General features: G+C 70.2%; 25 protein-coding genes and 1 pseudogene. 14 read left to right on the top strand and 12 right to left on the bottom strand.

From position 1 onward, the window contains the following. The first annotated feature begins 88 nt into the window (after nucleotides 1-88). From JJ691_RS39430 to JJ691_RS39415, 4 genes are read left to right on the top strand one after another with little or no spacing between them, the layout of a single operon-like run. Nucleotides 89-1,450 (top strand): extracellular solute-binding protein, encoded by a 1,362-nt coding sequence (locus JJ691_RS39430; RefSeq protein WP_211764584.1) that lies wholly within the window; start codon nucleotides 89-91, stop codon nucleotides 1,448-1,450. Further along, nucleotides 1,447-2,316 carry a carbohydrate ABC transporter permease gene (locus tag JJ691_RS39425; RefSeq protein ID WP_211764583.1) on the top strand — a complete coding sequence of 290 codons (870 nt, stop codon included), beginning with the start codon at nucleotides 1,447-1,449 and terminating at the stop codon, nucleotides 2,314-2,316. The genes JJ691_RS39430 and JJ691_RS39425 overlap by 4 nt, the downstream gene beginning before the upstream one ends. Then, nucleotides 2,317-3,129: a carbohydrate ABC transporter permease gene (locus tag JJ691_RS39420; protein WP_211764582.1), complete on the top strand. Its 813-nt coding sequence runs from the start codon at nucleotides 2,317-2,319 to the stop codon at nucleotides 3,127-3,129. Nucleotides 3,130-3,141: 12 nt separating this feature from the next. Then, a complete protein-coding gene (locus tag JJ691_RS39415; RefSeq protein WP_211764581.1) occupies nucleotides 3,142-4,044 on the top strand; it encodes an ROK family protein in 903 nt (300 codons plus the stop codon). Here JJ691_RS39415 and JJ691_RS39410 read toward each other — a convergent pair. Next, the gene (locus JJ691_RS39410; RefSeq protein WP_211764580.1) at nucleotides 4,041-4,568 is read right to left on the bottom strand and encodes a TetR/AcrR family transcriptional regulator; all 528 of its coding nucleotides are present in this window, start codon (nucleotides 4,566-4,568) and stop codon (nucleotides 4,041-4,043) included. The genes JJ691_RS39415 and JJ691_RS39410 overlap by 4 nt on opposite strands. Before the next feature lie 74 nt (nucleotides 4,569-4,642). On the opposite strand from JJ691_RS39410, the gene JJ691_RS39405 reads away from it, so the two are divergent. Further along, complete coding sequence (locus JJ691_RS39405; protein WP_211764579.1) at nucleotides 4,643-5,449, top strand: SDR family NAD(P)-dependent oxidoreductase; 807 nt, start codon at nucleotides 4,643-4,645, stop codon at nucleotides 5,447-5,449. Between the two features lie 73 nt (nucleotides 5,450-5,522). Here JJ691_RS39405 and mctP read toward each other — a convergent pair whose 3' ends face one another. The 3 genes from mctP to JJ691_RS39390 form a co-directional block, all read right to left on the bottom strand. Then, nucleotides 5,523-7,115 (bottom strand): monocarboxylate uptake permease MctP, encoded by a 1,593-nt coding sequence (gene mctP, locus JJ691_RS39400; RefSeq protein ID WP_249228333.1) that lies wholly within the window; start codon nucleotides 7,113-7,115, stop codon nucleotides 5,523-5,525. A 59-nt stretch (nucleotides 7,116-7,174) separates the two neighbouring features. Next, nucleotides 7,175-7,384 (bottom strand): DUF3311 domain-containing protein, encoded by a 210-nt coding sequence (locus JJ691_RS39395; protein WP_211764577.1) that lies wholly within the window; start codon nucleotides 7,382-7,384, stop codon nucleotides 7,175-7,177. A 106-nt stretch (nucleotides 7,385-7,490) separates the two neighbouring features. Continuing rightward, entirely contained in the window at nucleotides 7,491-9,197 is a 1,707-nt protein-coding gene (locus JJ691_RS39390) for a M4 family metallopeptidase (protein WP_211764576.1), read from the bottom strand. 74 nt (nucleotides 9,198-9,271) lie between these two features. On the opposite strand from JJ691_RS39390, the gene JJ691_RS39385 reads away from it, so the two are divergent. Together JJ691_RS39385 and JJ691_RS39380 are read left to right on the top strand one after the other, a co-directional pair. Then, on the top strand, nucleotides 9,272-10,573 hold the full coding sequence (locus JJ691_RS39385; RefSeq protein ID WP_211764575.1) for a hypothetical protein: 1,302 nt from the start codon (nucleotides 9,272-9,274) through the stop codon (nucleotides 10,571-10,573). Nucleotides 10,574-10,706: 133 nt separating this feature from the next. Then, on the top strand, nucleotides 10,707-11,606 hold the full coding sequence (locus JJ691_RS39380; RefSeq protein WP_211764574.1) for a septum formation family protein: 900 nt from the start codon (nucleotides 10,707-10,709) through the stop codon (nucleotides 11,604-11,606). 3 nt (nucleotides 11,607-11,609) lie between these two features. Here the strand turns inward: JJ691_RS39380 and JJ691_RS39375 are convergent, their stop codons facing one another. From JJ691_RS39375 to JJ691_RS39350, 6 genes and pseudogenes are all read right to left on the bottom strand, one after another. Beyond that, nucleotides 11,610-11,768, bottom strand: a complete 159-nt coding sequence (locus JJ691_RS39375; protein WP_211764573.1) for a hypothetical protein — start codon at nucleotides 11,766-11,768, stop codon at nucleotides 11,610-11,612. Nucleotides 11,769-11,910: 142 nt separating this feature from the next. After that, entirely contained in the window at nucleotides 11,911-13,722 is a 1,812-nt protein-coding gene (locus JJ691_RS39370) for a phosphoenolpyruvate carboxykinase (GTP) (RefSeq protein WP_211764572.1), read from the bottom strand. An 835-nt stretch (nucleotides 13,723-14,557) separates the two neighbouring features. Beyond that, nucleotides 14,558-15,226, bottom strand: coding sequence for a hypothetical protein (locus tag JJ691_RS39365; protein ID WP_211764571.1), 669 nt, complete (start codon nucleotides 15,224-15,226; stop codon nucleotides 14,558-14,560). A gap of 71 nt (nucleotides 15,227-15,297) precedes the next feature. Continuing rightward, nucleotides 15,298-17,112 carry a dynamin family protein gene (locus tag JJ691_RS39360; RefSeq protein WP_211764570.1) on the bottom strand — a complete coding sequence of 605 codons (1,815 nt, stop codon included), beginning with the start codon at nucleotides 17,110-17,112 and terminating at the stop codon, nucleotides 15,298-15,300. Then, nucleotides 17,109-17,402: pseudogene (locus JJ691_RS39355) on the bottom strand (nucleotide exchange factor GrpE); the annotation flags it as partial. The pseudogene JJ691_RS39355 and the gene JJ691_RS39360, both read right to left, overlap by 4 nt. Nucleotides 17,403-17,406: 4 nt before the next feature. After that, entirely contained in the window at nucleotides 17,407-18,903 is a 1,497-nt protein-coding gene (locus tag JJ691_RS39350) for a dynamin family protein (RefSeq protein ID WP_249227299.1), read from the bottom strand. 146 nt (nucleotides 18,904-19,049) lie between these two features. Between JJ691_RS39350 and JJ691_RS39345 the strand changes: the two genes are divergently transcribed. Together JJ691_RS39345 and JJ691_RS39340 are read left to right on the top strand one after the other, a co-directional pair. Then, a complete protein-coding gene (locus JJ691_RS39345) occupies nucleotides 19,050-20,231 on the top strand; it encodes a sensor histidine kinase (protein ID WP_442912798.1) in 1,182 nt (393 codons plus the stop codon). Between the two features lie 5 nt (nucleotides 20,232-20,236). Further along, the gene (locus tag JJ691_RS39340) at nucleotides 20,237-20,896 is read left to right on the top strand and encodes a response regulator (protein WP_211764567.1); all 660 of its coding nucleotides are present in this window, start codon (nucleotides 20,237-20,239) and stop codon (nucleotides 20,894-20,896) included. Nucleotides 20,897-20,929: 33 nt separating this feature from the next. Here the strand turns inward: JJ691_RS39340 and JJ691_RS39335 are convergent, their stop codons facing one another. Beyond that, nucleotides 20,930-21,844, bottom strand: a complete 915-nt coding sequence (locus JJ691_RS39335; RefSeq protein WP_249227298.1) for an esterase/lipase family protein — start codon at nucleotides 21,842-21,844, stop codon at nucleotides 20,930-20,932. Nucleotides 21,845-21,970: 126 nt separating this feature from the next. On the opposite strand from JJ691_RS39335, the gene JJ691_RS39330 reads away from it, so the two are divergent. The 3 genes from JJ691_RS39330 (at nucleotide 21,971) to JJ691_RS39320 (ending at nucleotide 24,407) form a co-directional block, all read left to right on the top strand. Then, nucleotides 21,971-22,765: an HAD-IIB family hydrolase gene (locus JJ691_RS39330; RefSeq protein WP_211764566.1), complete on the top strand. Its 795-nt coding sequence runs from the start codon at nucleotides 21,971-21,973 to the stop codon at nucleotides 22,763-22,765. Then, entirely contained in the window at nucleotides 22,765-23,553 is a 789-nt protein-coding gene (locus JJ691_RS39325) for a hypothetical protein (RefSeq protein WP_211764565.1), read from the top strand. Before JJ691_RS39330 ends, JJ691_RS39325 begins: the two co-directional genes overlap by 1 nt. A 95-nt stretch (nucleotides 23,554-23,648) precedes the next feature. Further along, on the top strand, nucleotides 23,649-24,407 hold the full coding sequence (locus JJ691_RS39320) for a hypothetical protein (protein WP_211764564.1): 759 nt from the start codon (nucleotides 23,649-23,651) through the stop codon (nucleotides 24,405-24,407). Between the two features lie 183 nt (nucleotides 24,408-24,590). Here the strand turns inward: JJ691_RS39320 and JJ691_RS39315 are convergent, their stop codons facing one another. Further along, entirely contained in the window at nucleotides 24,591-25,019 is a 429-nt protein-coding gene (locus JJ691_RS39315; protein WP_211764563.1) for a PPOX class F420-dependent oxidoreductase, read from the bottom strand. 91 nt (nucleotides 25,020-25,110) lie between these two features. On the opposite strand from JJ691_RS39315, the gene JJ691_RS39310 reads away from it, so the two are divergent. After that, nucleotides 25,111-26,028, top strand: a complete 918-nt coding sequence (locus tag JJ691_RS39310; protein WP_211764562.1) for an ABC transporter ATP-binding protein — start codon at nucleotides 25,111-25,113, stop codon at nucleotides 26,026-26,028. Continuing rightward, nucleotides 26,025-26,753 carry a hypothetical protein gene (locus JJ691_RS39305; protein ID WP_211764561.1) on the top strand — a complete coding sequence of 243 codons (729 nt, stop codon included), beginning with the start codon at nucleotides 26,025-26,027 and terminating at the stop codon, nucleotides 26,751-26,753. The genes JJ691_RS39310 and JJ691_RS39305 overlap by 4 nt, the downstream gene beginning before the upstream one ends. Nucleotides 26,754-26,856: the final 103 nt, after the last annotated feature.

Genomic DNA, 26,856 nt, shown 5'->3' with positions numbered 1-26,856 from the left:
GTCACGACGGTGCGTTGACTTTGTTCGATCACCAGATTTACGGTCGCCCCCTGTGGTCCACGTCGCAGTCGACCAAGGGGAGGCGCCCATGCGGGCACGTACCGTCGCCGCAGGTCTGGCCGTCGCCGCGCTGACCCTGCCACTGGCCGCCTGCGGCGGTGGCGGGGCCTCGGCCAGCGGGGACGCCAAGACGATCAAGGTCATCTACCGCAACTACAGCGACTTCCCGCAGATGGACACCTTCATGAAGGAGGTGAAGAAGCAGTTCGAGGCGGCCAATCCGGGCATCACCGCCCAGCTCACCCCGGTGTCCAGCCTGGACAGCGACTACCTGGCCAAGGTGCAGCTGATGCAGCGGTCCCCGTCGACCGCGCCGGACGTGCTGTTCGAGGACAGCTTCAACGTCAACGCGGACGCCGCCGCCGGCTACCTGCTGCCCATCGACGACTACCTGGCCAAGTGGTCGGACTGGAACAGCCAGTTCATCCCGACCACCAAGCAGGCCGGCAAGGCGGTGGACGGCAAGACCTACGCGGTGCCGATGGGCACCGACTCGCGTGGCCTGTGGTTCAACAAGGACATCTTCGCCAAGGCCGGGCTGCCCACCGACTGGCAGCCCAAGACCTGGAACGACGTGCTGGACGCGGCCCGCAAGATCAAGCAGACCCAGCCGGGCGTGGAGCCGATGTACCTGCCGCTGGGCAAGCCGGCGGCCGAGGCGATGTCCATGCAGACGCTGGAGATGCTGGTCTACGGCACCGACACCAAGAACCTCTACGACGAGCAGGCCGGCAAGTGGGTCGCGCCCAGCAAGGGGTTCCAGGACGCGCTCGGCTACGTGCAGACGGTGATGAAGGAGGGCCTGGCCCAGACCCCGGCCCAGGCCGAGGACACGCAGTGGGCGCAGACCCAGATGCCGCTGCTGATGTCCCAGGGCAAGATCGGCTTCATGATGGACGGCGGCTGGTACGCCCGGTACTGGCAGGACGGCGGCGTCGCGCCGTGGCCGGACTGGTCCAAGACCCTGGGCACCACCACGTTCCCCACCCAGAACGGCCAGGCGCCCGGCAAGGTGACGCTGTCCGGCGGCTGGACGCTGGCGGTCGGGGCCTCCACCGGCAACGCCGACGCGTCCATGAAGTTCATCCAGACCGCGCTGAACAAGGAGAACTCGGCGTCGATCGACGTGGCCTGCTCGTGGCTGCCGGTGCGGGAGGACGTGAAGTCCGATCCGCGGCTGGCCAAGTCGGACCCGACCGAGCCGTTCTGGAGCAGCCTGGTCTCGTTCACCCGGTACCGGCCGACGCTGGCCGAGTACCCGCAGGTGTCCAACGCGATGGACGTGGCCGGTGACTCCGTGGTCAACGGCGGCGATCCGGCGCAGGCGGCCCAGCAGTGGGCCAAGGACGTGGCCAAGGCGGTCGGCTCGGACAAGGTGAAGACCGGTTGAGGCGCTCCCCCCGAGTCGGGGTGTGGCTGCCGCCGCTCGCCCCGTCGATCGTCCTGCTCGGACTGTTCGTCGCCGGCCCGATCCTGTGGTGTTTCTACGCGGCGTTCACCAACTCCGCGCTGAGCGGGATCGCGGCCCGGCGGCCCCGGTTCGTCGGCCTCGACAACTTCACCACGGCGTTCACCAGCCCGGACGTGGCCGCCTCGCTGTGGCTGACGGTGGTTTTTGTGCTGCTCTCGGCGGTGGTCGGGCAGAACGGCCTGGGCATCCTGCTGGCGGTTTTCATGCAGCACAAGGGAAAGCTGCTGCGGGGCATCGTCGGCACGGTGGTGGTCGCGGCCTGGGTGCTGCCGGAAGTCGTTGCCGCGTTTGCCATCTACGCCTTCCTCAACGCGCAGGGCACGCTCAACGAGGTGCTCGGCTGGTTCGGCATGAGCCAGAACTGGCTCTACACCGCGCCGATGCTGGCCGTGGTGCTGGCCAACATCTGGCGCGGCACGGCGTTCTCCATGCTCGTCTACCAGGCGGCGCTGTCCGAGGTGCCCAGTGATCTGGTCGAGGCGGCCGAGGTGGACGGGGCCGGGCCGGTGCGCCGGTTCTGGCACGTGGTCCTACCGGTGATCCGCCGGACCGTGGTCACCAACCTGATGCTGATCACCCTGCAGACCCTCGGCGTGTTCGGCCTGATCTACGTGCTGACCGCGGGCGGGCCCGACAACAAGACCCAGACGCTGCCGCTGCTGATGTACGAGCAGGCGTTCAAGTTCGGCCAGATCGGCTACGGCACGGCGATCGCGCTGGTGCTGCTGGTCCTCGGCGCGGTGTTCTCCCTGGTCTACATCCGCAGCCTGAAGGCGGAGGTCTGAATGCGTGGGCCCCGCCTGGTGGTCAACCTGGTGCTGCTGGTCGTCGCCGTGCTGTTCGTGGCGCCGCTGCTGTGGCTGCTGACGGCGTCGTTCGACGCCCGCGGCGGGGTCGCCGCGAAGCTGCCCGGCCAGTTCACCCTGGACAACTTCGGCCACATCCTGAACTGGGACGTCGGTGGCCGGCCGCTGATGAACGGCCTGTTCATCAGCGGTGGCGCGGCGATCATCGTGATCATCGTGGCCGTGCTGGCGGCGTATCCGCTGTCCCGCTACCAGCTCCGGTTCCGGCGGCCGTTCCTGTACACGATCCTTTTCGCCACCGGGCTGCCGGTGACCGCGATCATGGTGCCGGTGTACGGCCTGTTCGTGCGGCTGGAACTGGTGGACTCGCTGTGGGGGACCACGGTTTTCCTTGCCGCCACGGCGCTTCCGATGGCCATCTGGATGTGCAAGAACTTCATGGACGGCATCCCGGTCAGCCTGGAGGAGGCGGCCTGGGTGGACGGGGCCTCGTCGATGCAGGCGCTGCGGTCCATCGTGCTGCCGCTGATGGCGCCGGGCGTGGCCGTGGTCGGGATCTTCACCTTCATCCAGGCGTGGGGCAACTTCTTCGTGCCGTTCGTGCTGCTGGATCCGGACAAGACGCCGGCCTCGGTGAACATCTACTCGTTCTTCGGCCAGAACGGCCTGGTCGCCTACGGGCAGCTGGCCGCCTACTCGATCCTCTACACCACGCCGGTGCTGGCGCTGTATCTGGTGGTGTCCCGGTGGCTCGGCGGCGGCTTTAGCATGGCCGGAGCAGTCAAGGCGTAGGGAGGAACACCGGTGACCGACCACGTGCTGGCGCTCGACGTGGGCGGCACCAAGATCGCCGCTGGGCTCGTCGACTCGCGCGGCGCCGTGCTGCGCCGCGCCGTGCGGCCCACCCCCGCGCACGACGCCGAGCTGGCCTGGCAGGCCGTCGCCGGCCTGGTCGCCGAGGTGCTGGACGGCACGGTGCCCAGTGACATCGATATCCGGGCCGTCGGCATCGGCTCCGCCGGTCCCGTCGACGCCGACGCCGGCACCGTCAGCCCCATCAACATCAATGGCTGGCAGGCCTTTCCGCTGCGCGACCGGGTTCAGTCCCTGCTTCCCGGCGTTCCCGTGTCGCTGGCCGGGGACGGCCTGTGCATCGCGCTGGGGGAGCACTGGCTCGGGGCCGGCCGCGGCAGCCGGTTCATGATCGGCATGGTGGTGTCGACCGGTGTCGGCGGCGGGCTCGTGCTCGACGGCAAACCGTTCGGCGGGCGGACCGGCAACGCCGGGCACATCGGCCACGTGGTCGCCGAGCCCGACGGCTGGCCGTGCACCTGCGGCGGCCGGGGCTGCGTGGAGACCGTGGCCGGCGGGCCGAACATGGTGCGCTGGGCCCGTGAACAGGGCTGGTCCGGGGCCGACGCCATCGAGTTGGAACGCTCCGCCCGCGCCGGCGACCCCGTTGCCGCAGCGGCATTCGAACGCGGCGGCAAGGCCGTGGGCCTGGCGATCGCCGCGGCGGCAGCGATCTGCGACCTGGACCTCGCGGTCATCGGCGGCGGCATCTCGAAAACCGGCGACCTGCTGTTCGACCCGATCCGGCGGACGTTGAAGGTGCACGCCGGCCTGTCGTTCCTGAAGGGCTTGCGGGTGGTGCGCGCCGAACGCGACGACTCCGGACTGGTCGGAGCCGCCGCCCTGGTGCTCTAGGCGTCGAGCACCCGGCGCGCCGCAGCCAGGATCTCCTTGCGGTCGGTGGATTCCAGGCTGCGCTCGGCCAGCACGGCCGTGGTCGCTTCCTTGACGACGGCGAACGCGGCGTGGGCGCGGATCAGCGCCGCGCGGTCCGGGGCCGGGCCGGCGAGGGCGGCGATCACCGCTGCCATCATGTCGGCCGGCTGGCTGGGGAAGCGCTCGTCGAGCAGATCCCGCACGGCCGGATCGCTGGTGACCACGGGGATCACGGTGTGCGCCCGTGCGGTGAAGTCGACAAACGCCGCGAGCAGCTCGGCGGGCGCCAGCTCGGCGGCGTTCTTCGCCAGCTCGGCGTAGGCGGCGAGGGGCTCGGCCAGCAACGCGTCGAGCACGTCGGCCTTGGACTTGTAGTGGTAGTAGAGCGCGGCCGGGGTGATCGACAGTCGGCCGGCGATGTCGGCCATCGAGGTGCCGGTGTAGCCCTGCCGCGCGAACAGTTCGCGGGCCACGTCCTGGATGCGCTGCTTGGTGTCGGCCACCCGGACAGCCTACTTGCTGAACATTCAGTAAGGGCCTACGGTCGCACTTACTGAGCATTTAGTAAGGGGGAGACATGGCCGTTCTGATCACCGGCTGCTCGACCGGCGTGGGCCGGGCCAGCGCGATCGCCCTGGCCCGGGCGGGCCTGCCGGTCTGGGCGTCCGCCCGCAACATCGACACCATCGCCGACCTGGCCGCCGAGGGCTGCCGCCTGGTCGAGCTGGACGTGACCGACGAGCAGTCCCGGCTGGCCGCCGTCGACACCGTCGGGGCGCTCGACGCACTGGTCAACAACGCCGGCTACGCCCAGGCCGGCCCGGTCGAGGAGGTGTCGCTGGACCGGCTGCGGGCCCAGTTCGAGACCAACGTCTTCGGCGCGGTCCGGCTCTGCCAGCTGGTGCTGCCGGCGATGCGCGAGCGCGGCCGGGGCGTGATCGTCAACATCGGCTCGGCCGGCGGGCTGATCGGGGTGCCGGCCTCGGCCGCGTACGACATGACGAAGTGGTCGTTGGAGGCGCTGTCCGACGCGCTGCGGATGGAAGTGCGCCGGTTCGGCGTGCGGGTGTCGCTGCTGGAACCCGGCGGCGTGGTGTCCGCGTTCGCCGCGACCCAGGCCTCGACCTGGCCGGAAACCGCTGGCCCGTACGAGAAGTTCCGCGCCAACCACCACGAGCGCATGGTCCGCTACACCCGTCCCGGCGCGCCCGGTATGACCACGCCGGAGCGGGTGGCGAAGGTCGTGCTGCGGGCCGTGACGGCGCGAAACCCCAAGGCCCGCTACAAGATCGGCCCGGCGGCCCGGGTGCTGCCGCTGCTCTACCGGACCCTGCCCGCCCCGCTCTGGGACGCCTTCATGACCCGGCTGTTCCCGATGACCTGACGCAGTGAAGGGACCATTCCTCGCATCCAACGAGAGGAATGGTCCCTTCCAAACGGAAAGCGGTAACGCCGACTCAGTGGACGGCGATCTCCTTCAGCTTCGGGTGGCCGTCGTCGGCGTCGTAGTCGTCACGGTTGGTGGCGTCCACGCCGTTGAACCACTTGGCCTGGCGGGCAATCAGGGTGACGACCACCGCGACCACCAGGTTGGCGACCAGGGCGACGGCGCCGACGTAGATCTGCACGGCGGAGCCGGCGAAGGGGTGCCAGCCGAACAGGGACAGGTTGCCCAGGGCCAGCGCCGAGCCGCCGAAGTGCAGGTGGCCGTTGGCGGGATTGGGAATCGTGTACAGCAGGTACAGGCCCCAGCCCATGCCGACGATCCAGCCGGCGACCAGGCCCCAGCGGTGCAGCCAGCGCGTGTACAGCGCGATGGCCACGGCCGGCAGGGTCTGCAGGATGATCACGCCGCCGATCAGCTGCAGGTCGATGGAGAACTGCGGGTCCACGAACAGCACGAAGGCCACCGCGCCGAACTTGACCACCAGCGAGGCCAGCTTGGCCTGGGTGGCCTCCTGCTTGGGGGTGGCGTCCCGCTTGAAGTACTCCTTGTAGATGTTGCGGGTCCACAGGTTGGCCGCGGCAATGGACATGATCGCGGCCGGCACCAGCGCGCCGATGCCGATGGCGGCGAAGGCGATGCCGGCGAACCAGGCCGGGAACTGCTGGCCGAACAGCACCGGCACGATGGTGTTGGAGTCGGGCTTGCCGGTGGCCTGGTTGACGATCGGCTTGGCCCCGGACACCAGGGCCACGTAGCCCAGCAGCGCCAGCAGGCCCAGCACCAGGGAGTAGGCCGGCAGCGCGACCATGTTCTTCTTGATCACGGTGCGGCTCTTGGAGGCCAGGATGCCGGTCACCGAGTGCGGGTACAGGAACAGCGCCAGCGCGGAGCCCAGGGCCAGCGTCGCGTACTGCAGCTGGTTGGTGGGCCCGAGGATGATCGAGCCGGCCGGCTTGCCGGTGGTCGGGCTGGGCTTGGCCAGGGTGCTGGCCGCCTGGTCGAAGATGTGGCTCCAGCCGCCGAGCTTGGCCGGCAGGTAGATGATCGCCACGATGATCACCAGGTAGATCAGCGCGTCCTTGACGAAGGCGATCAGCGCCGGGGCCCGCAGGCCGGACTGGTAGGTGTAGAGCGCCAGGATGACGAAGGCGATGAACAGCGGCAGGTGGCCGAGCAGCCCGCTGCCGTTGATGCCCATGGTCCGCAGCACCGACTCCAGGCCGACCAGCTGCAGCGCGATGTAGGGCATGGTGGCGACGATGCCGGTGATGGCGATCAGCAGGGCCAGCAGCGAGGAGCCGTAGCGGCCGCGCACGAAGTCGGCCGGCGTGACGTAGCCGTGCATCCGGGACACCGACCACATCCGCTGCAACGGCAGGAAGACGATCGGGTAGAGCACCACGGTGTAGGGCAGCGCGTAGAAACCGAGCGCGCCGGCGCCGAAGATCAGCGCGGGCACCGCCACGAAGGTGTACGCGGTGTAGAGGTCGCCGCCGACCAGGAACCAGGTGATCCAGGAGCCGAACTTGCGGCCGCCCAGGCCCCACTCGTCCAGGTGGTCCAGCGTGGTGCCGGCCTGCCAGCGCGAGGCCAGGAAGCCCATCACCGCGACCAGCACGAACAGCACCAGGAAGACGACGAGCTGCACGATCTGCGAGGTGGTCACCGGCGCTCACCCCGGCTCTTGGCGTAGACCACGCCGACGCAGATCACGCCGACCGGCACGAACAGGAACTGGTACCAGTAGAAGAACGGCAGGCCGAACACCCGGGGCCCGTCGAAGTTGAACCACGGCGTGATCAGCATCAGCAGCGGGACCAGCAGCAACAGGTTCCACGGGTTCCACCGCCGCGGTGGCGGTTCGTTCGACATGACTTCCTCCCGGCGTCGCGAATGAAGCGGATGTTAAGCCGGGATGATCGTGCCCGCCCCGATCAGGTGATCAGGTGTCTGAATTGTGACCGTACGAGTGCTCAGGTCAGCGCGGCGCCTGGTCCAGCTGAGTGGCCGAGACGGCGTTGGCGACCTGGGCGCAGTCGTCCTGGGTGAGGCCGGTGACGCCCGCGGCCAGGTTGGCCTGGCAGGACGTGGTCAGCGCGTTGCCCAGATCCTGGAACGTGGACCGCGGCGTGAGCAGGTTCTCCACCCCGAACCACACCTGCACGGCCTTGGCCACACCAAGCCCGCGCACGGTCCGGCCGTTGAAGGCGGCGCCGTCGGTGATCAGGAACGCCGTCTTGTTGACCACGCCGTCGTTGGCGTGCGGGTCGGGGTTGTCGGTCACCCAGAACGCGCCGTTGACCCGGTCCGGCTGCTGGAACCGGTTGGGGTTGCGCATGTCCCGGATGGTGCCGATGGCCGAGCCGGCGCCGATGGACCAGCGGTTGGCACCGGCGTCGTTGGGATCCGCCGAGGTGATGCCGATGAACTTGCCGAACACGTCGGACATGCCCTCGTTGATGGCGTCAGCCTGGCCGCCTTGCAGGCCGGAGGTGTGCTGGGTGACGCCGTGGGTGAGCTCGTGGCCGGTGATGTCCTCGGTGGTCACGCCCTCGCCGAAGGCCATCTGCTCGCCGTCCCAGAACGCGTTGAGGAACGGGCAGCGTTCGCCGACCATGCAGATCCGCACCGTGCCGCGGATGGCCTTGCCGGTGCCGTCGCCGTAGTCCGCGCCGATCAGCGAGGTCAGGTCGAGGCCGGTGAACCGGGCGTAGAAGTTCTGGGCGTCGCCGAAGAACTTGAACACATTGCCGACGTCGCCGACTCCTGCGCCGCCCTGCTCGGTGCGGACCAGCGGGAACGACGTGCCGCAGCGGACCGAGCCCTGGCTGCCGCTGACCAGCTGCCGGCGGGCGTCGCAGACGTCCCGGTTGGTCGCCTCCCTGGTCTCCGACCAGGACTGCACCACGTCGGTGGCGGCCGCGCCGACAACCATGGACCACTGTTGGTCGGCCCTGGTGCCGCGGATGTGCACCACGTAGACCGGCTTGGCCACGGCCTTGCCGGTCGTCACGCCGCCCAGCGTCGGATCCCACCAGTACTGGTCGGTGGCCTGCACGCTCAGGTCCTTGGCCGCCAGCTTCTTGGCGTCGGCGGTCGCGGACACCGCCTTCTGGCCGGCGGCCCGCACGGTCTGCGACTGGTCGGTCGGGAAGCCACCGGACCGAGCTTTCGTGGTCTTGCCGACCGCGCTGACCAGCGAGCCGTCCTTGGTCAGGGCCTCGACGATCTGGCCGCCGAACACCGGCACACCGCCGATGGTCTGCTGGTAGCGCACGACCGTGCCGAACGGCACCGGCCGCACGTCGGCGACCCGCAGCGAGGCCGGGTCGACCTGCCAGACCTGGGCGATGTCGGCCAGGTGGGACTGGGCGGCCGGCACCGGGGAGCTGCCGGCGGTCGAGGGCAGCGGGGTCCGCGGCTGCATGCCGACGACCCGTCCGGTGGCGTCGGTCTGCACGACGATCTGCGCCCGTACGGTGGTGGTCGGCACCGCTGACCCGGTCGAGGCCGGCGGGGGCGGGCCGGGCAGCGCCACCGCGGGCGCGTCGTCGCCGCCGGTCAGCTGGTTGGCAAACGCTTGCACCTTGGCATTGGGCGTGGCCACCGCGACCAGCACACCGGCCGCGACCAGCACCGCCGCGCCGACGATCGCCACGTCCCCGGCCATGCCTCTGCGTGCCATCGGCTTTGACCCTCCGCGCGAAAACCGACTACTTGCCGTGTTGCTCTACGCACGGATGCACAACACTCGTTCAGGTGGCGATTACGAAGAAAGTTCACATCCTGGCCCCGGCGGTCCTGGCGCTCACCCTGCTGAGCCCGGCGGTCGCCCAGGCCGCACCGGACGCCCAGTGCCTCAACCCGAACGCCCAGCTCACCGTGGAGGAGCAGCGGCTGGCCGCGACCATGCCGGCCGGTGGCCCCGCCGTCGGGCCGACCCTGGTCACCCAGGCCGGCTTCGACCCGCTGGTCGCCGACTTCACCCAGAAGCTGTGCGCGGCCAAGTCCACCTCGGCCGCCCGGCTGCTGGTGACCGCGGCCGGGGACAACCTCTGGCAGACCGCCGTCGACCGCGCCCAGGGCCGCCGCCCCGGCATGGGCACCGATGACCAGCACGACGACCGCCCGCTGTACTGGGCCCGCCTTGAGATGAGCAAGGCGCTGCGACAGTGGCAGCCCAAGTTCACGGTGTCGGCGACCGACCGCACGGCCCTGCTCACCGCCCTCGACCACGGCTCCCGCGGCCTCGACACGGACCGGCTGCCGGCCGGCGCCGGCGTCAAGAAGATCATGGTCAGCGGCTTCGACCCGTTCGAGCTGGACGGCGCCGGGGTGCGCATCTCCAACCCGGCCGGCGCGGCCGCGCTCCAGCTGGACGGCCTGACCATCACCACGCCCAGCGGGCCGGCCGTGGTCCAGGCGGTCAGCTTCCCGGTCGTCTGGAGCTACTTCGACCAGGGCATCGTCGAAGCGGCTTACGGCACGGCGATCAAGGACGGCGCCCACCGGCCGGACATGATCATGACCATCAGCCAGGGCCGCCCCGGCCAGTTCGACATCGAGCGCTGGGCCGGCGACTGGCGTGGCGGCTTCCCCGACAACCTGGACGCCAGCTCCACCGGCCCGGTCCCGGCGGCCGCCGGCTGGCCCCAGCCGGCCGACCAGTTCATCGAGACCACGCTGCCGTACCAGCAGATGCAGGCCACCCCGACCGGCAGCTACCCGGTCAACTTCGACCTGCTGTTCTGCGTCTGGTCGGACAGCAGCCATCCGGGCACCGGCCAGCAGGTCTGCCGCACCGACGCGCCGAAGCCGGGCGAGATCGCCGCGCAGGGCGGCGGCGGTGACTACCTGTCCAACGAGAGCATGTACCGGTCCAACCGGGTGCGGCTGGGCCTGGGCGCGACCGCCGTGCGCGGCGGCCACCTGCACACCCCGGTGCTGGGCGACCCGGCCGGCACGACGGCGCTGACCGACCCGGCGTTCGAGGCCCGGCGGACCGCCATCACCACCCAGACCGTCGCATTGGTCACGGCCGCCGCGAATGCTTTGAGCTGACCGTGGGTAGTCGATCTGGGGGATGCTTGCCCGCCACGGCAGCGTCGGAGCATCCCTCAGGTCATTGCCAGGTTGGGGTCCGGTTGAGCCGGTACGGTCGTACGGCCGGATAGCCGAATGGACGAGGAGGTCGATGGTGCGGCAGGGCTGGTTGGCGGTCATCGTGCTGGCATTTGTTGGCATGGTGGCGGCCTGCGGCAGACCGACCATGGACCTGTCCGAGGCACTGTCGGTCACACCGAGTTCACCGGACAACGCGGCCGGTGACGCCCCGCTGCCGATGCCGCGGGTGGACAGCGGCGGCGTCAACCACGACGCGCTGCCGGCCGTCGGCGACTGCATCGACGCCGATCACAAGACCATCGCGTGCACCCAGCCGCACCAGGGCGAGGTGACCCTGGTCGGCGACCTGCCGGACGGGCTGCCCAGCGCGCTGCCCGACGACACCACGATGACCAGGTCGACGCTGCCGCAGTGCCGGGACGCGCTCGCCGACTTCGTGGGCGGCAAGGACGCCGATGCCACCGACATCCAGGCCTGGGCGTTCTGGCCGCAGGCCGACGCTTGGACGCAGGGCGAGCGGTGGCTGGTGTGCGCGGCCACCCAGATCGACTCGGCCGGCAACCCGCTGACCATCACCGGCTCGCTGCGGCGCGCCCTGGCCGGCGCCGGTTTCGACAAGTACCAGACGTGCACGGTCAGTTCGCCCTCGCACAGCCAGACCCTGCAGTTCGGCTCCTGCGACAAGCCACACCTGGGCGAGGCCCTGCCGGGCGTGCAGGCGCTGGGCCGGTCCACCGATCCGATGCCGGCCACCGACGTGATCAACCAGGTCGCCCGCGACCGCTGCTCGCAGGAGCTGGTCAGCTACCTGGGCACGGCGTCTCGGACCGACATCACCTACACCTGGCGGGCCCCCGACACCCGGCAGGCCTGGGCGCAGGGCTACACCAATCTCATCTGCTACGCCGAGGCCGCCCGTCCGGTCGGCACCCGCCTCGAGCACATCGGCAACGGCCCGTTGCCGAGCTGAGCGCTAGCGGGCCGCGGCCGGGTCGCTGTCGTGCTGATCCGTGGTCGCCGGCGGTTCCCCGTCGGCGGCCGTGGTCTTGTGGGCGGATCTGGTCAGCGCGATGGTCGCCATGGGTAGGGCGATCGCCGCGAGCACCAGCATCGCCAACGCCGCGAAAATCACGTGACACACCTCCTCTTTCGTTGAGGAGGACGCCGAACCCCGTTGTCCGGTTGCTCACTCGTCCGGGCGAGCGGCGAAGACACGAAACGGCCGGCAGGGCCACGTCATCGAGACCCTGCCGGCCGAAGTCTTCCCAGATAGATCAGCCCAGGCGCTGCTTCAGCGCCTCGAACTCGTCACGCAGCGAGGTGGGCAACTTGTCGCCGATCTTGTCGAACCACTGCTCGATCAGCGGCAGCTCGGCCCGCCACTCGTCGGCGTCGAAGGCCAGCGCCTCGGCGATGGCCTCGGCCGGCGCGTCCAGGCCGGCCAGGTCGAGGTCGGCCGGCGTCGGCACGTGGCCGATGGCCGTCTCCTCGGCGGCGGCCTTGCCCTCGATGCGCTCGATGGCCCACTTCAGCACGCGGCTGTTCTCGCCGAAGCCCGGCCACAGGAAGCTCTTGTCCGCCCCGCGACGGAACCAGTTCACGTAGAAAATCTTGGGCAGCTTCTCCGCGTTGGCGTTCTTGCCCAGCTGGATCCAGTGGTTGAAGTAGTCACCGGCGTGGTAGCCGATGAACGGCAGCATCGCCATCGGGTCGCGGCGCACCACACCGACCTGGCCGACTGCCGCGGCCGTCGTTTCGCTGGACAGCGTCGCGCCCATGAACACGCCGTGCTGCCAGTCGCGGGACTCGGTGACCAGCGGCACCGTGGTGGCGCGACGGCCGCCGAAGAAGATCGCCGAGATCGGCACGCCCTTGGGGTCGTCCCATTCCGGGGCCAAGATCGGGCACTGCTGCATCGGCGTGCAGTAGCGGGAGTTCGGGTGCGAGGACAGCTCCGTCGACTCCGGCGTCCAGTCCTGCTTCTTCCAGGAGGTGAGGTGCGCGGGCTTCTCGCCCATGCCCTCCCACCAGATGTCGCCGTCATCGGTCAGCGCGACGTTGGTGAACACCGAGTTGCCCTGCTCGATGGTGCGCATGGCGTTCGGGTTGGTGTGGTAGTCGGTGCCCGGAGCGACACCGAAGAAGCCGTACTCCGGGTTCACCGCATACAGCCGGCCGTCCTCGCCGAAGCGCATCCAGGCGATGTCGTCGCCGAGGGTCTCGACCTTCCAGCCCGGGATGGTCGGCTCCAGCATGGCCAGGTTGGTCTTGCCGCAGGCCGACGGGAAGGCGGCCGCGATGTAGTGGACCTTGTTCTCCGGCGAGATCAGCTTGAGGATCAGCATGTGCTCGGCCAGCCAGCCCTCGTCGCGGGCCATCACCGAGGCGATGCGCAGCGAGTAGCACTTCTTGCCCAGCAGGGCGTTGCCGCCGTAGCCCGAGCCGTAGGACCAGATCCGCCGCTCTTCCGGGAACTGCGTGATGTACTTCGTGTCGTTGCACGGCCACGGCACGTCGTCCTGGCCCGGCTCCAGCGGCGCGCCAACGGAATGCAGCGCCTCCACGAAGTCCGCGTCCTCGGTGAAGCGGGCCAGCGCCTTGCTGCCCATCCGGGTCATGATGCGCATCGAGGCGACGACGTATTCCGAATCGGTGATCTCCACGCCCAGCATGGGTTTCTCGGCGTCGAGCGGACCCATGCAGAACGGAATGACGTACATCGTGCGGCCGCGCATGCAGCCCCGGTAGAGCTCGGTCATGATGGCCTTCATCTCGGCCGGGTCCATCCAGTTGTTGGTCGGACCCGCGTCGGCCGGCTCGACCGAACAGATGAAGGTGCGCTCCTCGACCCGGGCCACGTCGGTCGGATCCGACGCCGCCCAGTAGGAGTTGGGCTTCTTCTTCAGCGGCACGAAGGTGCCCGCTTCGACCAGGGCCGCGTTGATGCGCTCCGACTCCGCCTCGGACCCGTCCACCCAGACCACCCGGTCCGGCGTGGTCACCTCCGCCACCTCCTGCACCCAGGTCAGCAGCCGCGCGTTGGTGGTCGGTGCCTGGTCGAGACCGGGGATGGTCAGTGCGGTCATCTCGTCTCCTGCCCTGGGGTCTGCCGGACGAAAGCGCAGGGACGCCGCTGTCCCTAAGCAGACGACGGCGTCCTCATGAAATGCGGAACCACACCCGGCGGCGTCCGGGTGTGAGGTTTTAGGGGATGCCCAACTGTATCCGGGTTACACACCGGTGGCCGACCGTTCACCTGTCAGCCACCTCACATAAGCGATCAAGGAATCGATTCAGCACTCTTTTCGAGCACGCCCGAACCCCAAAACCCGATCATTGAGAGCGCTTCCACGCTGTAACCCCGGTCACTCCGGAATCGTTTCGGAAAACCCATTGGTTCAGACCATCACGGACCACGTGGATCACTACCGTGAAATGCCGACAGAAAAAGAGACATCCCCGACACCTGATGGTATCGGGGATGTGTCCATGCTTACCCACGATCGGCTCAACTCACCCGCGTCCGCCGGTTGTCCACAGCCCGCGAGTTGTCCACAACTCGATCTTCCCCCACCTCGCCCACCCCCTCCCGCCGATAGGCTGGGCCTGGGACGCCCCCCGGGATCGGGTGGGGGATGGTTTCCGTCGGCCGCACGCGCGACTGAGGATCAGTTCTGGTGGCAAGGGCGGCTGCGGATCAGTGGCGGGTGCCACGGCGAGTCGGTGCTGGGCGGTGACTGTCGGCGCAGGACCGTGCCAGGCGGCGAGCGTCACTGCCGACCGGCGGATCGGTCCCAGCAGGTGCCTGGGGTCAGGCCCGTCGGTCGTGGAATCCGTGCGGACCGCGGGCCAGCCCATGAATGGGGGCTGGCCTCCGCCGGCGTTGCCGCTCGATCAGGTCCGTTTGGCCGTCGCGCTCGATCAGGTCCACTCGCCGGTGGCGGGGTCGGTGCGCACGAGGCCTTCGCCGTTGGCCTGCTCGGCGCCGCCCCAGGACTGGTCGTCGGCGCCGAACTGGAGCAGGCTGCTGGCGTCGCTGTCCTTCTGGTAATTGCCGCTGCCGTCGAGGTGGCCGTGCTCGATCTGGGTCCACTGGTGGTCGCCGGTGTGCTCGGAGATGGTGACCTGGCCGTTGGCGGCGATCTCCATGGCGTAGTCGGCTTTGCCGTCGCCATTGGTGTCCGTGTACAGGAAGGTGTTGCCCTCGGCGTCGGTCACGACGGCGGTGTCGTTGGTGCCGTCGCCGTCGGTGTCGGCGGTGGCGGGCCCGACGTTCTGCTCGCCCTGGGCGGTGTCGACGGTCATGCCGGAGCTGGCCGAGCCAGCCGACTGGTTCCACTGGCCGGTGGCGGCGTCGTAGTGGGACTCGCCGACGACGTGGCCCTCGGCGTCGTACCGGGTGGCGAGGTCGGCGGTGCCGTCGTGGTCGGTGTCGGTGTAGGCGGTGTGCCCGCCGTCGTCCCCGTCCACGTCGGCGGTGTCCATGGTGCCGTCGTGGTGCAGGCTCTCGGTGGCCTCTTCGGTGTACTCGTGGCCGTCGACCTCGATCTTCAGCTCGTGACCGTCGGCGCCGCTGTTGTCGATGTACACCGCTCTACCCCCGTCTCCACTGGTTAGTGCCGATTGGACTCACGTTAGGGCGGATCGGTTCCCACAACCAGTCAGCCCCGGTCCCGAAGCTGCCGCATGGTGGTCAGCAGGGCCTCGCCATGGTCCCGGGCGGAGGTGACGTCGGCCAGCTCCCGGGCGACGGCCTGCTGCCGGGCGGAGCGTTCGGCGGCGTCCAGCTTGAGGGCCTTGTCGACCTCCCGAAGCTCCTCCTCTATCGCCTCGATACGCCCGGTCAGCGCCTCGTCCAGGGCCAGCGACAGCTGCCCCTCGGCGTCGATGAGCTGCTCGGACACCAGCTGGTCGAGGGTGGACCGGGCGTCGGCGAGGGCGTCGGACAGCCACTGCCGCATGTGCTGCTTGTCGGCGAGGTGCTTGCGGGTGCGGGCCATCCAGTAGCCGGCCCCGAGACCGAGCACGATGGTCACGGGCAGCACGATGGGGTTCAACGCGGCGACGCCGAGGCCGGCCAGCGGCAGGGCGGCGATCCGGCCGGCGCCCATGCCGCCGGAGATGCCCATGAACACCAGCAGCTTGTCCTCCGCGGTGGCGGCCCGCTTCTCCGGGGCCCGCAGCAGCACCGGCGGTTGGTCGCCGCGGGCGAACTGGGCCCGGATCACGGCCAGCTCCTCGGCGGCGAACAGCTCGGTCAGCGCGGCGTCGGCAGCTCGCCCGAGCCGGTCGGCGAGCACGGCGTTGACCCGCGCGGAGATCACCTGGAGCGCGGCGTCCAGCTGTTGGGGCAGCGCGGCCAGGGCATCCCGGTCGGCAGCGTCGATGGCCTGTCGGAACCAGGACTGGGCGTCCCGGATCTGCCGGCTGACCTCGTGCAACGACTCCAGCCGCGCCCGCTGGATCTCGGTGCGCAGCTTGACCTGCCAGCTGCGGGTGGACGACTTGCGGTCGGCGGCCAGCCGGTCGCGACGGGCCCGCAGCGCGTCGGCCTCGTCATGACCGGTGTCCAGGGCCCGGGCCGACGCCCGCAGCCGGACCTCGACCTCGCCGATGGCGGTGGTCAGCGTGCGCAGGGCGTTGGCCTCGGCCAGCATCAGGGACCGGCCGACGACCAGTTCCTGCACGGCGACCTGGAGCTCACCGACGCCGGAGCGCTCCCTCAACATGCCAGCGGCATCGGGATTCGGGGCCTTGGCCGCCATCTCGAACATCCGCGGCGACACGGCGTGGAACTTCGCGCCGGCGAACCGGGGCGCGTGCTCGGCCAGCAGCCGCTGGTTGGCGTCGAGGATTTCCCGCCAGCCGCGGAACTGGTCCACTTTGGTCAGTGCGAACAGCACCGTCTCCACGCGTTCGCCCACGGTGGCGAGAAAGTCCAGTTCCCCCTTGGTGAACGGGGCCGAGGCGTCGACCACGAACAGCAGGGCCGTCGCCGTGGCGGCGGCCTCGGCGGCCAGTTCCCCGTGCATGGAGTTGAGGCCGCCGACGCCGGGTGTGTCCACAATGGACAGGCGTTGCAGCAGGGGAATCGGGGCCCGCACGTCGACGTGCCGCGGCGGCTGCTGCTCGCCGCCGGTGACCCAGCGGCCCACGTCCTCGATGGGGATGTCGATCGGCTCGGCGTAGCCGGCCGAGGCCGTCCACTGCGGGCCGTGCCGCAGCACGAGGTAGGTCGCGGTGGCCACGTCGGCGTCCACCGGGGACAGTCCCGGCGTCGCGATCAGGGCGTTGACCAGGGAGCTCTTGCCCCGGTTGGTCTCGCCCACGACCACGATCGACGGCGTGTCGTCACGACGGGCCAACAGCTTGTCGACCTGGTCGGCGGCCCGCTTGTCGTGTTCGCGAAGCAGCGTCGCCAGCCGCTCCCGGGCCTGCTTGACCAGCTGCGGCAGCTGCGGGGTCGGCGGCGTCACGACGACTCCCGTGCGACGTAGACGATCACGATCGGGGCCCGCAGCGACTGGCCGCGGTCAGTGAAGCCGGGGACCTCGGTCTCGGCGATCAGCCCGACCAGGGCCAGGTCGTCGATCGGCTCCGTGCCGCCGGCCTCGTGCACCGACGGATCGAACCGCTCGCCGTCCGGACGCACCGCCCGCACCCCGACCTCGGCGAGCCCGGCCTCCAACCGTTCGACCACGCCGGCGCTGCGCGCCCGGTCCAAGGCGTACAGGCACAGCGAGATCAGTGCCCGGCGTTCGGCGATCAGCTCAGCCTCCACTGGCCCCCCTCAGTTGCTGCCAGATGAGGAAATATGCCCGGTGCACGACATGCGCGACCCGGCTTTGCGCGGGAGTGGCCCCGAACGAGGCGAACGAGCGCCACCAGCCGGCCCGCTCCAGCGCGTAGGCCACGAGCTCGTGCGGCGGCCGGCCGACCATACCGAGCTGGGCCGGGATGTCGCCGGAGCCGCCGACCCGCAGCACCTCGTCAGCCAGGTCCTCGGGCATGGTCACGGCGTTGGCGGCGATCAGCGTCAGCGCCTCCAACAGCCGCAGCTGGTGCGCTTCCGGGCGGCCGAGCAGCTGCTCGATGGCGTCGTTGACCCGCTGCCGCTCGCCGGAGTCGCCAGCCGCCAGGGCGGTGATCGAGGCCAGTGCGGCAGCGGCCTTGATGCCGTCGGCCCGGGCCCGGAACACGGCGTCCAACCGCGCCCGCACGCCGGCGAGGCCGGAGGCGTCAAGCAGTGCACGGCGCAGGGCCCCGGCGGTGATGCCCAGCTCGGCCTGGACGGCCCGCACCGCTCGGTCGACGCCGTAGAGATCAAGCTTGGCCAGCAGCCGGGACCGGGTCGCCGCCGGCACCGGGCACTCCCAGGTGGTGAACAGGTCGGCCGACATCAGCATCGTCATCCAGCTGGCCTCGTCCAGCTCGGCCAGGGCCCGCAGCGCGTCGGCGTCGGCCGAGGTGAACGCCCCGGTCTCGGCCGACTCGGCCAGCAGCCCCATCACCGGCAGCACGTCGGCCACCCGGGGCCGCAGCGCCGCGGCCTGCTTGCCGGCGAGGATCGCCGCCGCCCGCCACACGTCGCCGTCCGCGCCGGCGACCGACTCCGGCGCGATGGTGTCGGCCTTGTTCAGCACGGCGATGGCGTTGACCGGGCCGGCCTCGCGGCCGGCGGTGGCCGCGGTGAAGGCCCGCAGGGTGTCCCGGTCGTCGGCGCGGACCGTCTGCGTGAACACGTAGAGCACGGCCTCGGCCCCGGCGACCGCGTCCTGCGACACCTGGTCCAGCAGCTTCTCGGTCCGGGCCACCGAGTCGGAGTCCAGCGAACCGAGCCCCGGTGTGTCGATCACGGTGAGTTCCCGCAGCACCTCGTTGGTGAGATACGCCTCAAGGTGGGAGACGGTGTCCAGATCCACAGCCAGGTCGGCGGGGATCATGCCGTCGGCGTCGAAGGGCAGCACCCAGCGCGAGCCGTCCGTGCCGACCACTTCGATCCGGTCCACCGCGCCGTACTGGAAGCGGGTCACCAGCCGGGTGCACTCGCCGACCCCGACCGGCGCCACCCGACGGCCGATCAGGGCGTTGACCAGTGTGGACTTGCCGGATTTGATGCGCCCGGCCACGGCCACCTGCAGTGGCGCGGACAGTCGGCGCACCACCTCGTCGAAGCCGGCGGCGGTGCCCGGGCCGACCTGCGGCCGCAGCGTCGCGACCAGCCGCGCCACCGCGGCGGACAGCGGCCCGGCCAGGGAGGACGTCACCTGGCAGATGGTGCCATGCCGGCGAAGTGGATCACTCATTCTGGGGTAGCAGACGCCAGTCGTACCGCAGAGTGACGCTGACGGCGGGGTCGCGCTTCTAGGCTGTCGTGGTGCGACGGCTGAGCCTGTGGATGCGTGCTCACCCGGTGTTCGGGGACTCCCTGATCGCCGGGCTGCTCGGCCTTCCCGACCTCGCGACCACCGCCGCCGGCCTGGGCAGCACCCCGCGCGGGCTCTACCTGCTGGTCGGCCTGTTCCTGTGGGGCCCGCTGATCTTCCGCCGGGCCCAGCCCAAGCTGGTCTGCAACATCATCCTGATCGCCGGCTTCGTGCAGCTGGTCACCCACAACGTCACGTACAACGAGTACGGCGTCATGGACGGCGTGCCGGTGCGGCCGGCCGACTTCGCGCTGGGCGTCGCGCTGTACACGATGGTCGCCTACGTCGGCCGCCGGCAGGGCGCAATCTACGCGGCCTGGTTGCTGCTGGGCACAGTGCTGTGGGAAATCTGGCGGGTCCAGCAGCCGGTCATGATCGCCTTCACCTTCTTCATGGTCGTCTGCGTCTTCGGCTTCTGCTGGGCCGTCGGCGAGTTCGTCGGGGCCCGCCGCGCGCTCAACGTCGAGCTGATGGAACGGCTCAAGCTGCTCGAAGTGGAGCGGGACCAGCAGGCCCGCATCGCCGTGGCCGAGGAGCGCAGCCGGATCGCCCGCGAGCTGCACGACGTCGTCGCGCACGCGGTCAGCGTGATGGTGGTGCAGGCCGACGGGGCCAGCTACGCCCTGCAGTCGGATCCGCAGATGGCCCAGATGGCGCTGACCACCATCTCCGACACCGGCCGGCAGGCGCTGGGCGAGCTGCGCCGGCTGCTCGGCCTGATGCGCAACGAGTCGGAGAGCGAGACCGATCGCGTGCCGCAGCCGGACACCAACTCGCTGCCGCAGCTGGCCGAACAGGTCCGCACCGCCGGCCTGCCGGTGTCCCTGACGCTGCGCGGCGACCTGAACGACCTGCCGGCCGGCGTGGGGCTGTCCGTCTACCGGATCGTGCAGGAGGCGCTGACCAACTCGCTCAAGCACGCCGGCGGCAGCGCCTCGGCCGATGTGTTCGTGACCAGGTCCGACGACCAGGTCGACGTGGTCGTGGACGACGACGGCTTCGGCACGCCTCGGGAGCTGTCCGGCATGTCCGGCGGCAACGGCCTGATCGGCATGCGGGAACGGGCCGGCGTGCTCGGCGGCAGCCTGGAGGCCGGGCCTCGGCCGGGCGGCGGCTGGCGCGTTCACGCCGTGCTGCCGGTGGGCGCCGGGTCGGGACCCCTAGTCTGATGGCCGTGATCCGAGTTCTGCTGGTTGACGACCAGGAACTGATGCGGATGGGCTTCCGCATGGTGCTCAACGCGCAGGAGGACCTGGAGGTGATCGGCGAGGCCGCGGACGGCGTGGACGCGGTGCGGCTGGCCGACGAGCTGCGGCCCGACGTGGTGCTGATGGACGTGCGCATGCCGCGGCTGGACGGTGTGGAGGCGACCAAGCAGATCACCGAGGCCGGCACGGCCAAGGTGCTCGTGATGACCACCTTCGACATGGACGAGTACGCCCTGTCGGCGCTGCGCAACGGGGCCAGCGGCTTCCTGCTCAAGGACACCCCGCCGGCCGACCTGGTGTCGGCGCTGCGGGCGGTGGCCAGCGGCGACGCGGTGGTGTCGCCGAGCGTGACCAAGCGGCTGTTGGACCGGTTCCTCGGCCCGGCCGGCGGCGGCGAGCTGCGCGACGCCACCGTGCTGGACGTGCTCACCGAACGTGAGCGGGAGGTGCTGGTGCTGATCGCCAAGGGCCTGTCCAACACCGAGCTGGCCCAGAAGCTGTTCCTGTCCGAGGCGACGGTGAAGACCCACGTCGGCCGCATCCTGGCCAAGCTGGAGCTGCGGGACCGGGTGCAGGCCGTGGTGCTGGCCTACGAGACGGGGCTGGTCCGACCCGGCGACGTGTGAGCCCGGGCCGGACCAGGGTAGGGATCCCCTGGGTCAGGTCAGGCAGTTCGGCGTCCAGGCGTGCGCCGGGTCCAGGGCGTTGCGCACGAGTTGGATCGCGATGTGGTCGTAGGTGATGTTGATGTGCTCGGTGCCGTCGATCATGCAGTAGTCCTGCAGCCGCAGGTTGGTCACCTTCGAGCCGGACAGGTAGGCCGAGGTGTAGGGCGTGACCACTTCGTCGGTGCGGGTGGCGACGACGGTGTAGTTGACGCCGGGCATGGTGTCGCCGCCGCTGTTGAGGCTGGTGATGAAGTTGGAGCCGACCTCCTGCTGCACGCAGGCCGGGCAGACCACGCCGATCACACCGTCGGCGAAGTCCCCGCCTCCCGGCAGCGACCGCACGGCCGTGACCAGGCCGTCCAGGTCGGTGCCGTGGTTGGACGGCGCCAGGCCGACCAGCGTGCCCACCTTGCTCGCCCCGCCGAGGTTCTTGAGGTAGTAGCGGGGCATCATGCCGCCCTGGGAGTGCCCGACGATGTCCACTTTGGACGCGCCGGTGGCGGCGAGCACCTTGTCGATGTACTGGCCGAACTGGCCGGCCGTGGTGGGAATGTCCCCCAGGGCCTGGAACATGCCGCCCTCGGGGCCGCCGAGGTTCGGCGCGAACACGCAGTAGCCGTCCTTCTTGAGGACCCCGGACAACCCCGCCCAGTCGTCGTAGGCGTTGGCCCCGGTGCCGTTGGACAGCACGACCGGCCGCGGGTGGGCGGCGGTCGGCTTGCAGGAGAAGTCGTTCGACCCCGGTGGGGAGGCGGTCGGATGACTGAGTGCGTACAACGCCGCCGAGGCGATGTTGGGCTGGGCCGGGCCGGCGGCGGACTCGCTCGCCGACGCAGTTGAGGTAGTGGCGATCATCGTGGCCGTGACCAGGGCTAGCCCGGCCACGGCGCGTGCGACAGGTCCCACGGACGCCCTCCGCTTCCGCAGGCGCCGGCCCCGTTGCCGGCGCGCAGAATGCGAAACGATCCATTACCGTTTCGGTGATGGCACTCACAGCGGATTCACCCCGCAGGGGTAGTTACGCTCCGTGTCGTGCGCCCTGCCCTCATCGCCCTTGACGTCGACGGCACGATCCTGGACTCGACCGGCGTAATTTCGCTGGCCGTCCGCTCTTCCATAGCCAGAGCCCGCGCCGCCGGCGCGCACGTGGTGCTGTCCACCGGACGCACCGTGCTCGGTGTACGCAGCGTGATCACCTTGCTCGGCTTCACGGACGGCATCGCGCTGTGCTCCAACGGCGCGGTGCGGCTCAACCTGGCCACCGGCGAGGTGATCCCGCTGGCCACCTTCGAGCCGGCGCCGGTGATCGCCCGGCTGCGGTCGCTGCTGCCCGGGGCGGTGTTCTCGCTGGAGGAGCCCGGTGTCGGCAACCGGGTCAGCGACGGCTATCCCGGCGACATCATCGGCACCCGCCGGCAGGTCGACGACGTTGAGCTGGGCGCGACCCCGACCACGCGCATGGTCGTCTACTGGAACGGCGCAACCTTGGAGCAACTCGCGGAGCTCATGGACGTCTCAGACATTGCGGGCGTCACCTGGACGTACGACCATCACAGTGACGCCTGGCTGACCGTCGTCGCCGCGGGCATCTCCAAGGCGAGCGCGCTCGAAGAGCTCCGCCGGGAGCTGGGCGTGTCCGAGCGGGCCACCGTGGCCTTCGGCGACGGGCACAACGACATCGCGATGCTCCGCTGGGCGGCCCTGGGCGTGGCCATGGGCAACGCCGCGGCCGATGTTCGGGCCGCCGCCGACGAGGTGACGGGTAGCGTCGCGGAGGACGGCGTGGCGACCGTGCTCGACCGACTTCTCGACGAGGGGATGAGCTAGTGCGCAAGTCCGTAGTGGGTGTTGGTGTCGCCCTGTTAGTGGCGCTGGGCGCGTGCAGCGCGCAGACCACCGGCTCACCGGCCCCGGACAACTCGGCCGACCAGCAGTCCGCTTCGACCACCACCGACGCCGTGCAGCTGGTCGCGCTGGCCAGGACCAGCACCTCGAAGAGCCGCACCGTCAAGATCGACGCCACCGTCGACACCAGTGGCACCCACGTCACCATGACCGGCCAGGGTTCCTTCGGCGGCGACGCCTCGAAGATGGCCATGCAGCTGGGCACCGCGGCCGGCTCCATGGAGCTGCGCCTGGTCGACAAGGTCGCGTACATCAAGCCGCCGGCCAGCGCGGCCCAGCTGCTGCACGCCGACAAGCCCTGGATCAAGATGGGCGGCACCGACGACGCGCTGTCCAAGGTGATCAGCGGCGGCCTGGACCAGCTGGCCCAGGAGAACGACCCGACCACCTTCCTGAACCAGATCGCCCAGGGCGGCAAGGTCGCCAAGACCGAGAAGACCACCCTGGACGGCCAGGCCGTCACCCACTACACGGTCGACGTGGACACCGCCAAGGTCCAGGCCGAGCTGCCGCCGCAGCTGGCCGGCGCCGCCTCGCCGATGACCGTGGACCTGTGGCTGACCAACGAGAACCTGCCGCTGCAGGTGACCGCGGTGGCCGGCGACAAGTACACCGCCAAGATCCACTACACCGACTGGGGCGGCCAGGTCGACGTGCAGGCCCCGCCGGCCGACCAGGTCGCGGACATCAACTCTCTGGGCGGTCACTGAGTCTTCAAAAATCGGTGGTCCCCCTGGCTAGCATCGAGTCAGGGCCGCAGAGCGCGGCCGGATCCTAGGGGGGATCACCGTTCCGTAAGACTGTTGTGGGCTTTGCCGCGCTCGTCACGCTCGCCGCCTGTGGTGGGCCGCAGGCCGCCGCCCCCGCGCCGACGACCGGTGCGCCGGTGGTCACCGACGCCGTGCAGCTGGCCGCGATGGCCAAGACCAGCGCCGACAAGACCAAGAGCGTCGACATCGACGCCGTGATCAACCAGCAGCAGACGAAGATCCAGATGACCGGCGCCGCGCTGGTCGACGGCGCGAACACGCAGATCGCCATGAAGATGAGCGCGGACAGCGGCGACGCCGAGGTCCGCGTCGTCGACAAGGCCGTGTACATCTCGCTGCCGGCCGACGCCCGCGGCAAGCAGGGCATCAGCACGCCGTGGCTCAAGCTCGGCGGCGGGGACGACCCGGTGTCCAAGGCCCTGGCCGGCGGCTTCGACCAGATGGCCGAGCAGAACAGCCCGACCAGCATCCTGGACGAGCTGTCCAAGGCCGGCAAGATCACCAAGAGCTGGCAGACCACGCTCAACGGCCAGCCGGTCACCCACTACGCGCTGGTCCTCGACACGTCCAAGGCCGGCCAGGCCGCGCAGCTGCCGGCCGACGAGGCGGCCAAGCTGCCCAAGACCGCGGACATCGACGTCTGGATCAACTCCGACCAGCTGCCGGTGCAGGTGGTGATGACGATGGGCGACCTGCTCACGTCGACCATGCACTACACCAACTGGGGAGCCAAGGTGGACGTCGCCGCTCCGCCGGCCGACCAGGTCACCGACATCGCCAAGCTGAAGCACTGAGTTTGCCGCGCGTTCCGCGCGGGGCGAGGCCGCTCGTGACCGGTGCCGTCCCTAGCCGGATTTAGATCGCCGCGTCGGCGTGCCCGGTGGGGCGCGTCGAGTGCGGCGATCGAAATCCGGCGACAGTCCAGGCACCGGCGCGGCCTCGCATCTCCGCGTCTCCGGCCCCCTTCCCAGCACGGCTCAGCCGGCGACGTCCCGCTGGGCGATGATCTTGGCGTCGACCACGCGGACCAGGAGCTCGCCGGGCACGCCGTTGCGGGCCCCGTACTCGTCGGCCCGGTCCGCGCCCATGTAGCGGCCGCCGATCACGCCGGCCCAGTGCCGCACCTGCGCCGGGTCCTCGACGACCTCGGCCCGGCCGCGGACCAGCACGAAGCTGAACGGCGGCCGCTCGTCGTCGAAGCTGAGGGCCACCCGGCCGTCGCGCAGGATCGACTTGCCCTTCAGCGAGTCCCGGCCGGTGTTGAACACGATGGTGTCGCCGTCCAGCGCCACCCAGATCGGGGCCACGTGCGGCGAGCCGTCCTTGCGGACCACCGCCAGCTTCGCGGTCCTCGCCGGCAGCTCGTTGATGAATTCCCGCCACCAGCCGTTGTCGGTGTCAGCCATACGGCCGACCGTAGCGGTCAGCCGCGAGTACTACCCGGGATAGCACCCGGGGCCGATGTCCGATGACTTCCCGACCGGCATGCTTGCACTCATGATCGAGGCAATCGGCCTGACCAAACGCTACGGGCACACCGTGGCCGTGCGGGACCTGTCGTTCACGGTCCAGCCCGGCCGGGTGACCGGCTTCCTGGGGCCGAACGGGGCTGGCAAGTCCACGACCATGCGCATGATCCTCGGCCTCGACCGCCCGACCGAGGGCCGGGTGCTGATCGACGGCAAGCCGTACGAGCAGCTCCGGCACCCGATGCGCACCGTCGGCGCGCTGCTGGACGCGAAGTGGGTGCATCCCAACCGTTCGGCCCGCAACCACCTGCGCTGGCTGGCCAAGGCCAGCAAGCTGCCGAAGTCCCGGGTGGACGAGGTGCTGGCCCAGGTCGGGCTGACCACCGTCGCGGACAAGCGGGCCGGCAGCTTCTCGCTGGGCATGTCGCAGCGGCTGGGCATCGCCGCCGCCCTGCTCGGCGACCCCCAGGTGCTGTTGTTCGACGAACCGGTCAACGGCCTGGACCCGGAGGGCATCCTGTGGATCCGCCGGTTCATGCAGGGCCTGGCCGAGCAGGGCCGCACCGTGCTGGTGTCCAGCCACCTGCTGTCGGAGATGGCCCAGACCGCCGAGGACCTGATCGTCATCGGCCGGGGGCAGTTGATCTCGCAGGGCGGCGCCGCCGAGTTCGTCGGCGGCGCGACCGAGACCACCGTGCTGGTGCGCAGCCCGCAGGCGGCCCGGCTGGCCGAGGTGCTGACCCAGTGGGGCATGTCGGTGCGTAACACGGAGGATGACGCTCTGGTGATCAGCGGCGGCAGCAGCGACCAGATCGGCGAGATGGCCGCGACGCACGGCGTCGTGCTGCACGAGCTGAGCCCGCAGCAGGGCTCGCTTGAGGAGGCGTTCATGCGGTTGACCGGCCACGCGGTCGAGTACCAGGCGGACGGGGTGAAGGTGGCATGACACTGCTGGCCGTCGAACGGATCAAGCTGTTCTCCACCCGGGCCCCGGTGTGGTGCATCGCCACCGCGCTGGCGCTGACCATCGGCATCACCGCCGGCCTGGTGTGGCTGCGCAACAAGGACGCCATCGGGGTGTCACCGGAGAGCACGCAGACCATGTACATCCTGGGTCTCGTGGTGATCATGGTGATGGCCACGCTGTCGGTCACCACCGAGTACCGCTTCGGCACGATCAAGGCGACCTTCCAGGCCGTGCCCAGCCGGACCCGGGCGCTGCTGGCCAAGGCGGCCGTGCTGGCCCTGGTCGCCGGCGTGGTCGGCGAGGTGTCCTCGTTCGGGTCGTGGGGCGTGGCCCGCCTGATCACCGGCAGCTCGGCGACCGACATCGTCACCGCCGCGCAGTGGCGGGAGATCGGTGGCATGGGCCTGGTGTACGCCATCGCCGCCGTGCTGGCCGTGGCCGTCGGGGCGCTGCTGCGCCAGAGCGCCGCCGCCGTGGCCATCCTGCTGGTGTTCCCGCTGCTGGTCGAACAGCTGGTGGAGATCATTCCGCGGGTCGGCGACCGGCTGCACGAGTGGATGCCGTTCGTGGCCGCCGGCCAGTTCGCCAGCACCGCCGACAAGGGTCTGCCCTACGGGCCGTGGGGCGGATTGGTGTACTTCGCCGCGGTCGCCGCAGCCCTGCTGGTGGCGGCCATCGTGGTGGTCGAAAAAAGAGACGCCTGAACCGCGTCATGACGGCGCACGTGTGTCGTCTCACCGGTACAGGGGCTGGGGAACGAGTGGGAATCGGGGCCCGCTCGGGTGAGGGTCCGGACCGCCGATCGGG

This window comes from Kutzneria sp. CA-103260 (assembly GCF_018263855.1).
Lineage (GTDB): Bacteria > Actinomycetota > Actinomycetes > Mycobacteriales > Pseudonocardiaceae > Kutzneria.
Note: the sequence above shows the minus strand (reverse complement) of the source record. Positions and strands in the feature narration are given on the sequence as shown.

What these genes read in the sequence shown, in the direction of transcription:
- JJ691_RS39430 (WP_211764584.1), top strand. Translation starts at nt 89, where the DNA reads ATGCGGGCACGTACCGTCGCCGCAGGTCTGGCCGTCGCCGCGCTGACC.
- JJ691_RS39420 (WP_211764582.1), top strand. Translation starts at nt 2,317, where the DNA reads ATGCGTGGGCCCCGCCTGGTGGTCAACCTGGTGCTGCTGGTCGTCGCC.
- JJ691_RS39405 (WP_211764579.1), top strand. Translation starts at nt 4,643, where the DNA reads ATGGCCGTTCTGATCACCGGCTGCTCGACCGGCGTGGGCCGGGCCAGC.
- mctP (WP_249228333.1), bottom strand. Translation starts at nt 7,115, where the DNA reads ATGGGCTTCCTGGCCTCGCGCTGGCAGGCCGGCACCACGCTGGACCAC.
- JJ691_RS39395 (WP_211764577.1), bottom strand. Translation starts at nt 7,384, where the DNA reads ATGTCGAACGAACCGCCACCGCGGCGGTGGAACCCGTGGAACCTGTTG.
- JJ691_RS39390 (WP_211764576.1), bottom strand. Translation starts at nt 9,197, where the DNA reads ATGGCACGCAGAGGCATGGCCGGGGACGTGGCGATCGTCGGCGCGGCG.
- JJ691_RS39380 (WP_211764574.1), top strand. Translation starts at nt 10,707, where the DNA reads ATGGTGCGGCAGGGCTGGTTGGCGGTCATCGTGCTGGCATTTGTTGGC.
- JJ691_RS39370 (WP_211764572.1), bottom strand. Translation starts at nt 13,722, where the DNA reads ATGACCGCACTGACCATCCCCGGTCTCGACCAGGCACCGACCACCAAC.
- JJ691_RS39315 (WP_211764563.1), bottom strand. Translation starts at nt 25,019, where the DNA reads ATGGCTGACACCGACAACGGCTGGTGGCGGGAATTCATCAACGAGCTG.
- JJ691_RS39310 (WP_211764562.1), top strand. Translation starts at nt 25,111, where the DNA reads ATGATCGAGGCAATCGGCCTGACCAAACGCTACGGGCACACCGTGGCC.
- JJ691_RS39305 (WP_211764561.1), top strand. Translation starts at nt 26,025, where the DNA reads ATGACACTGCTGGCCGTCGAACGGATCAAGCTGTTCTCCACCCGGGCC.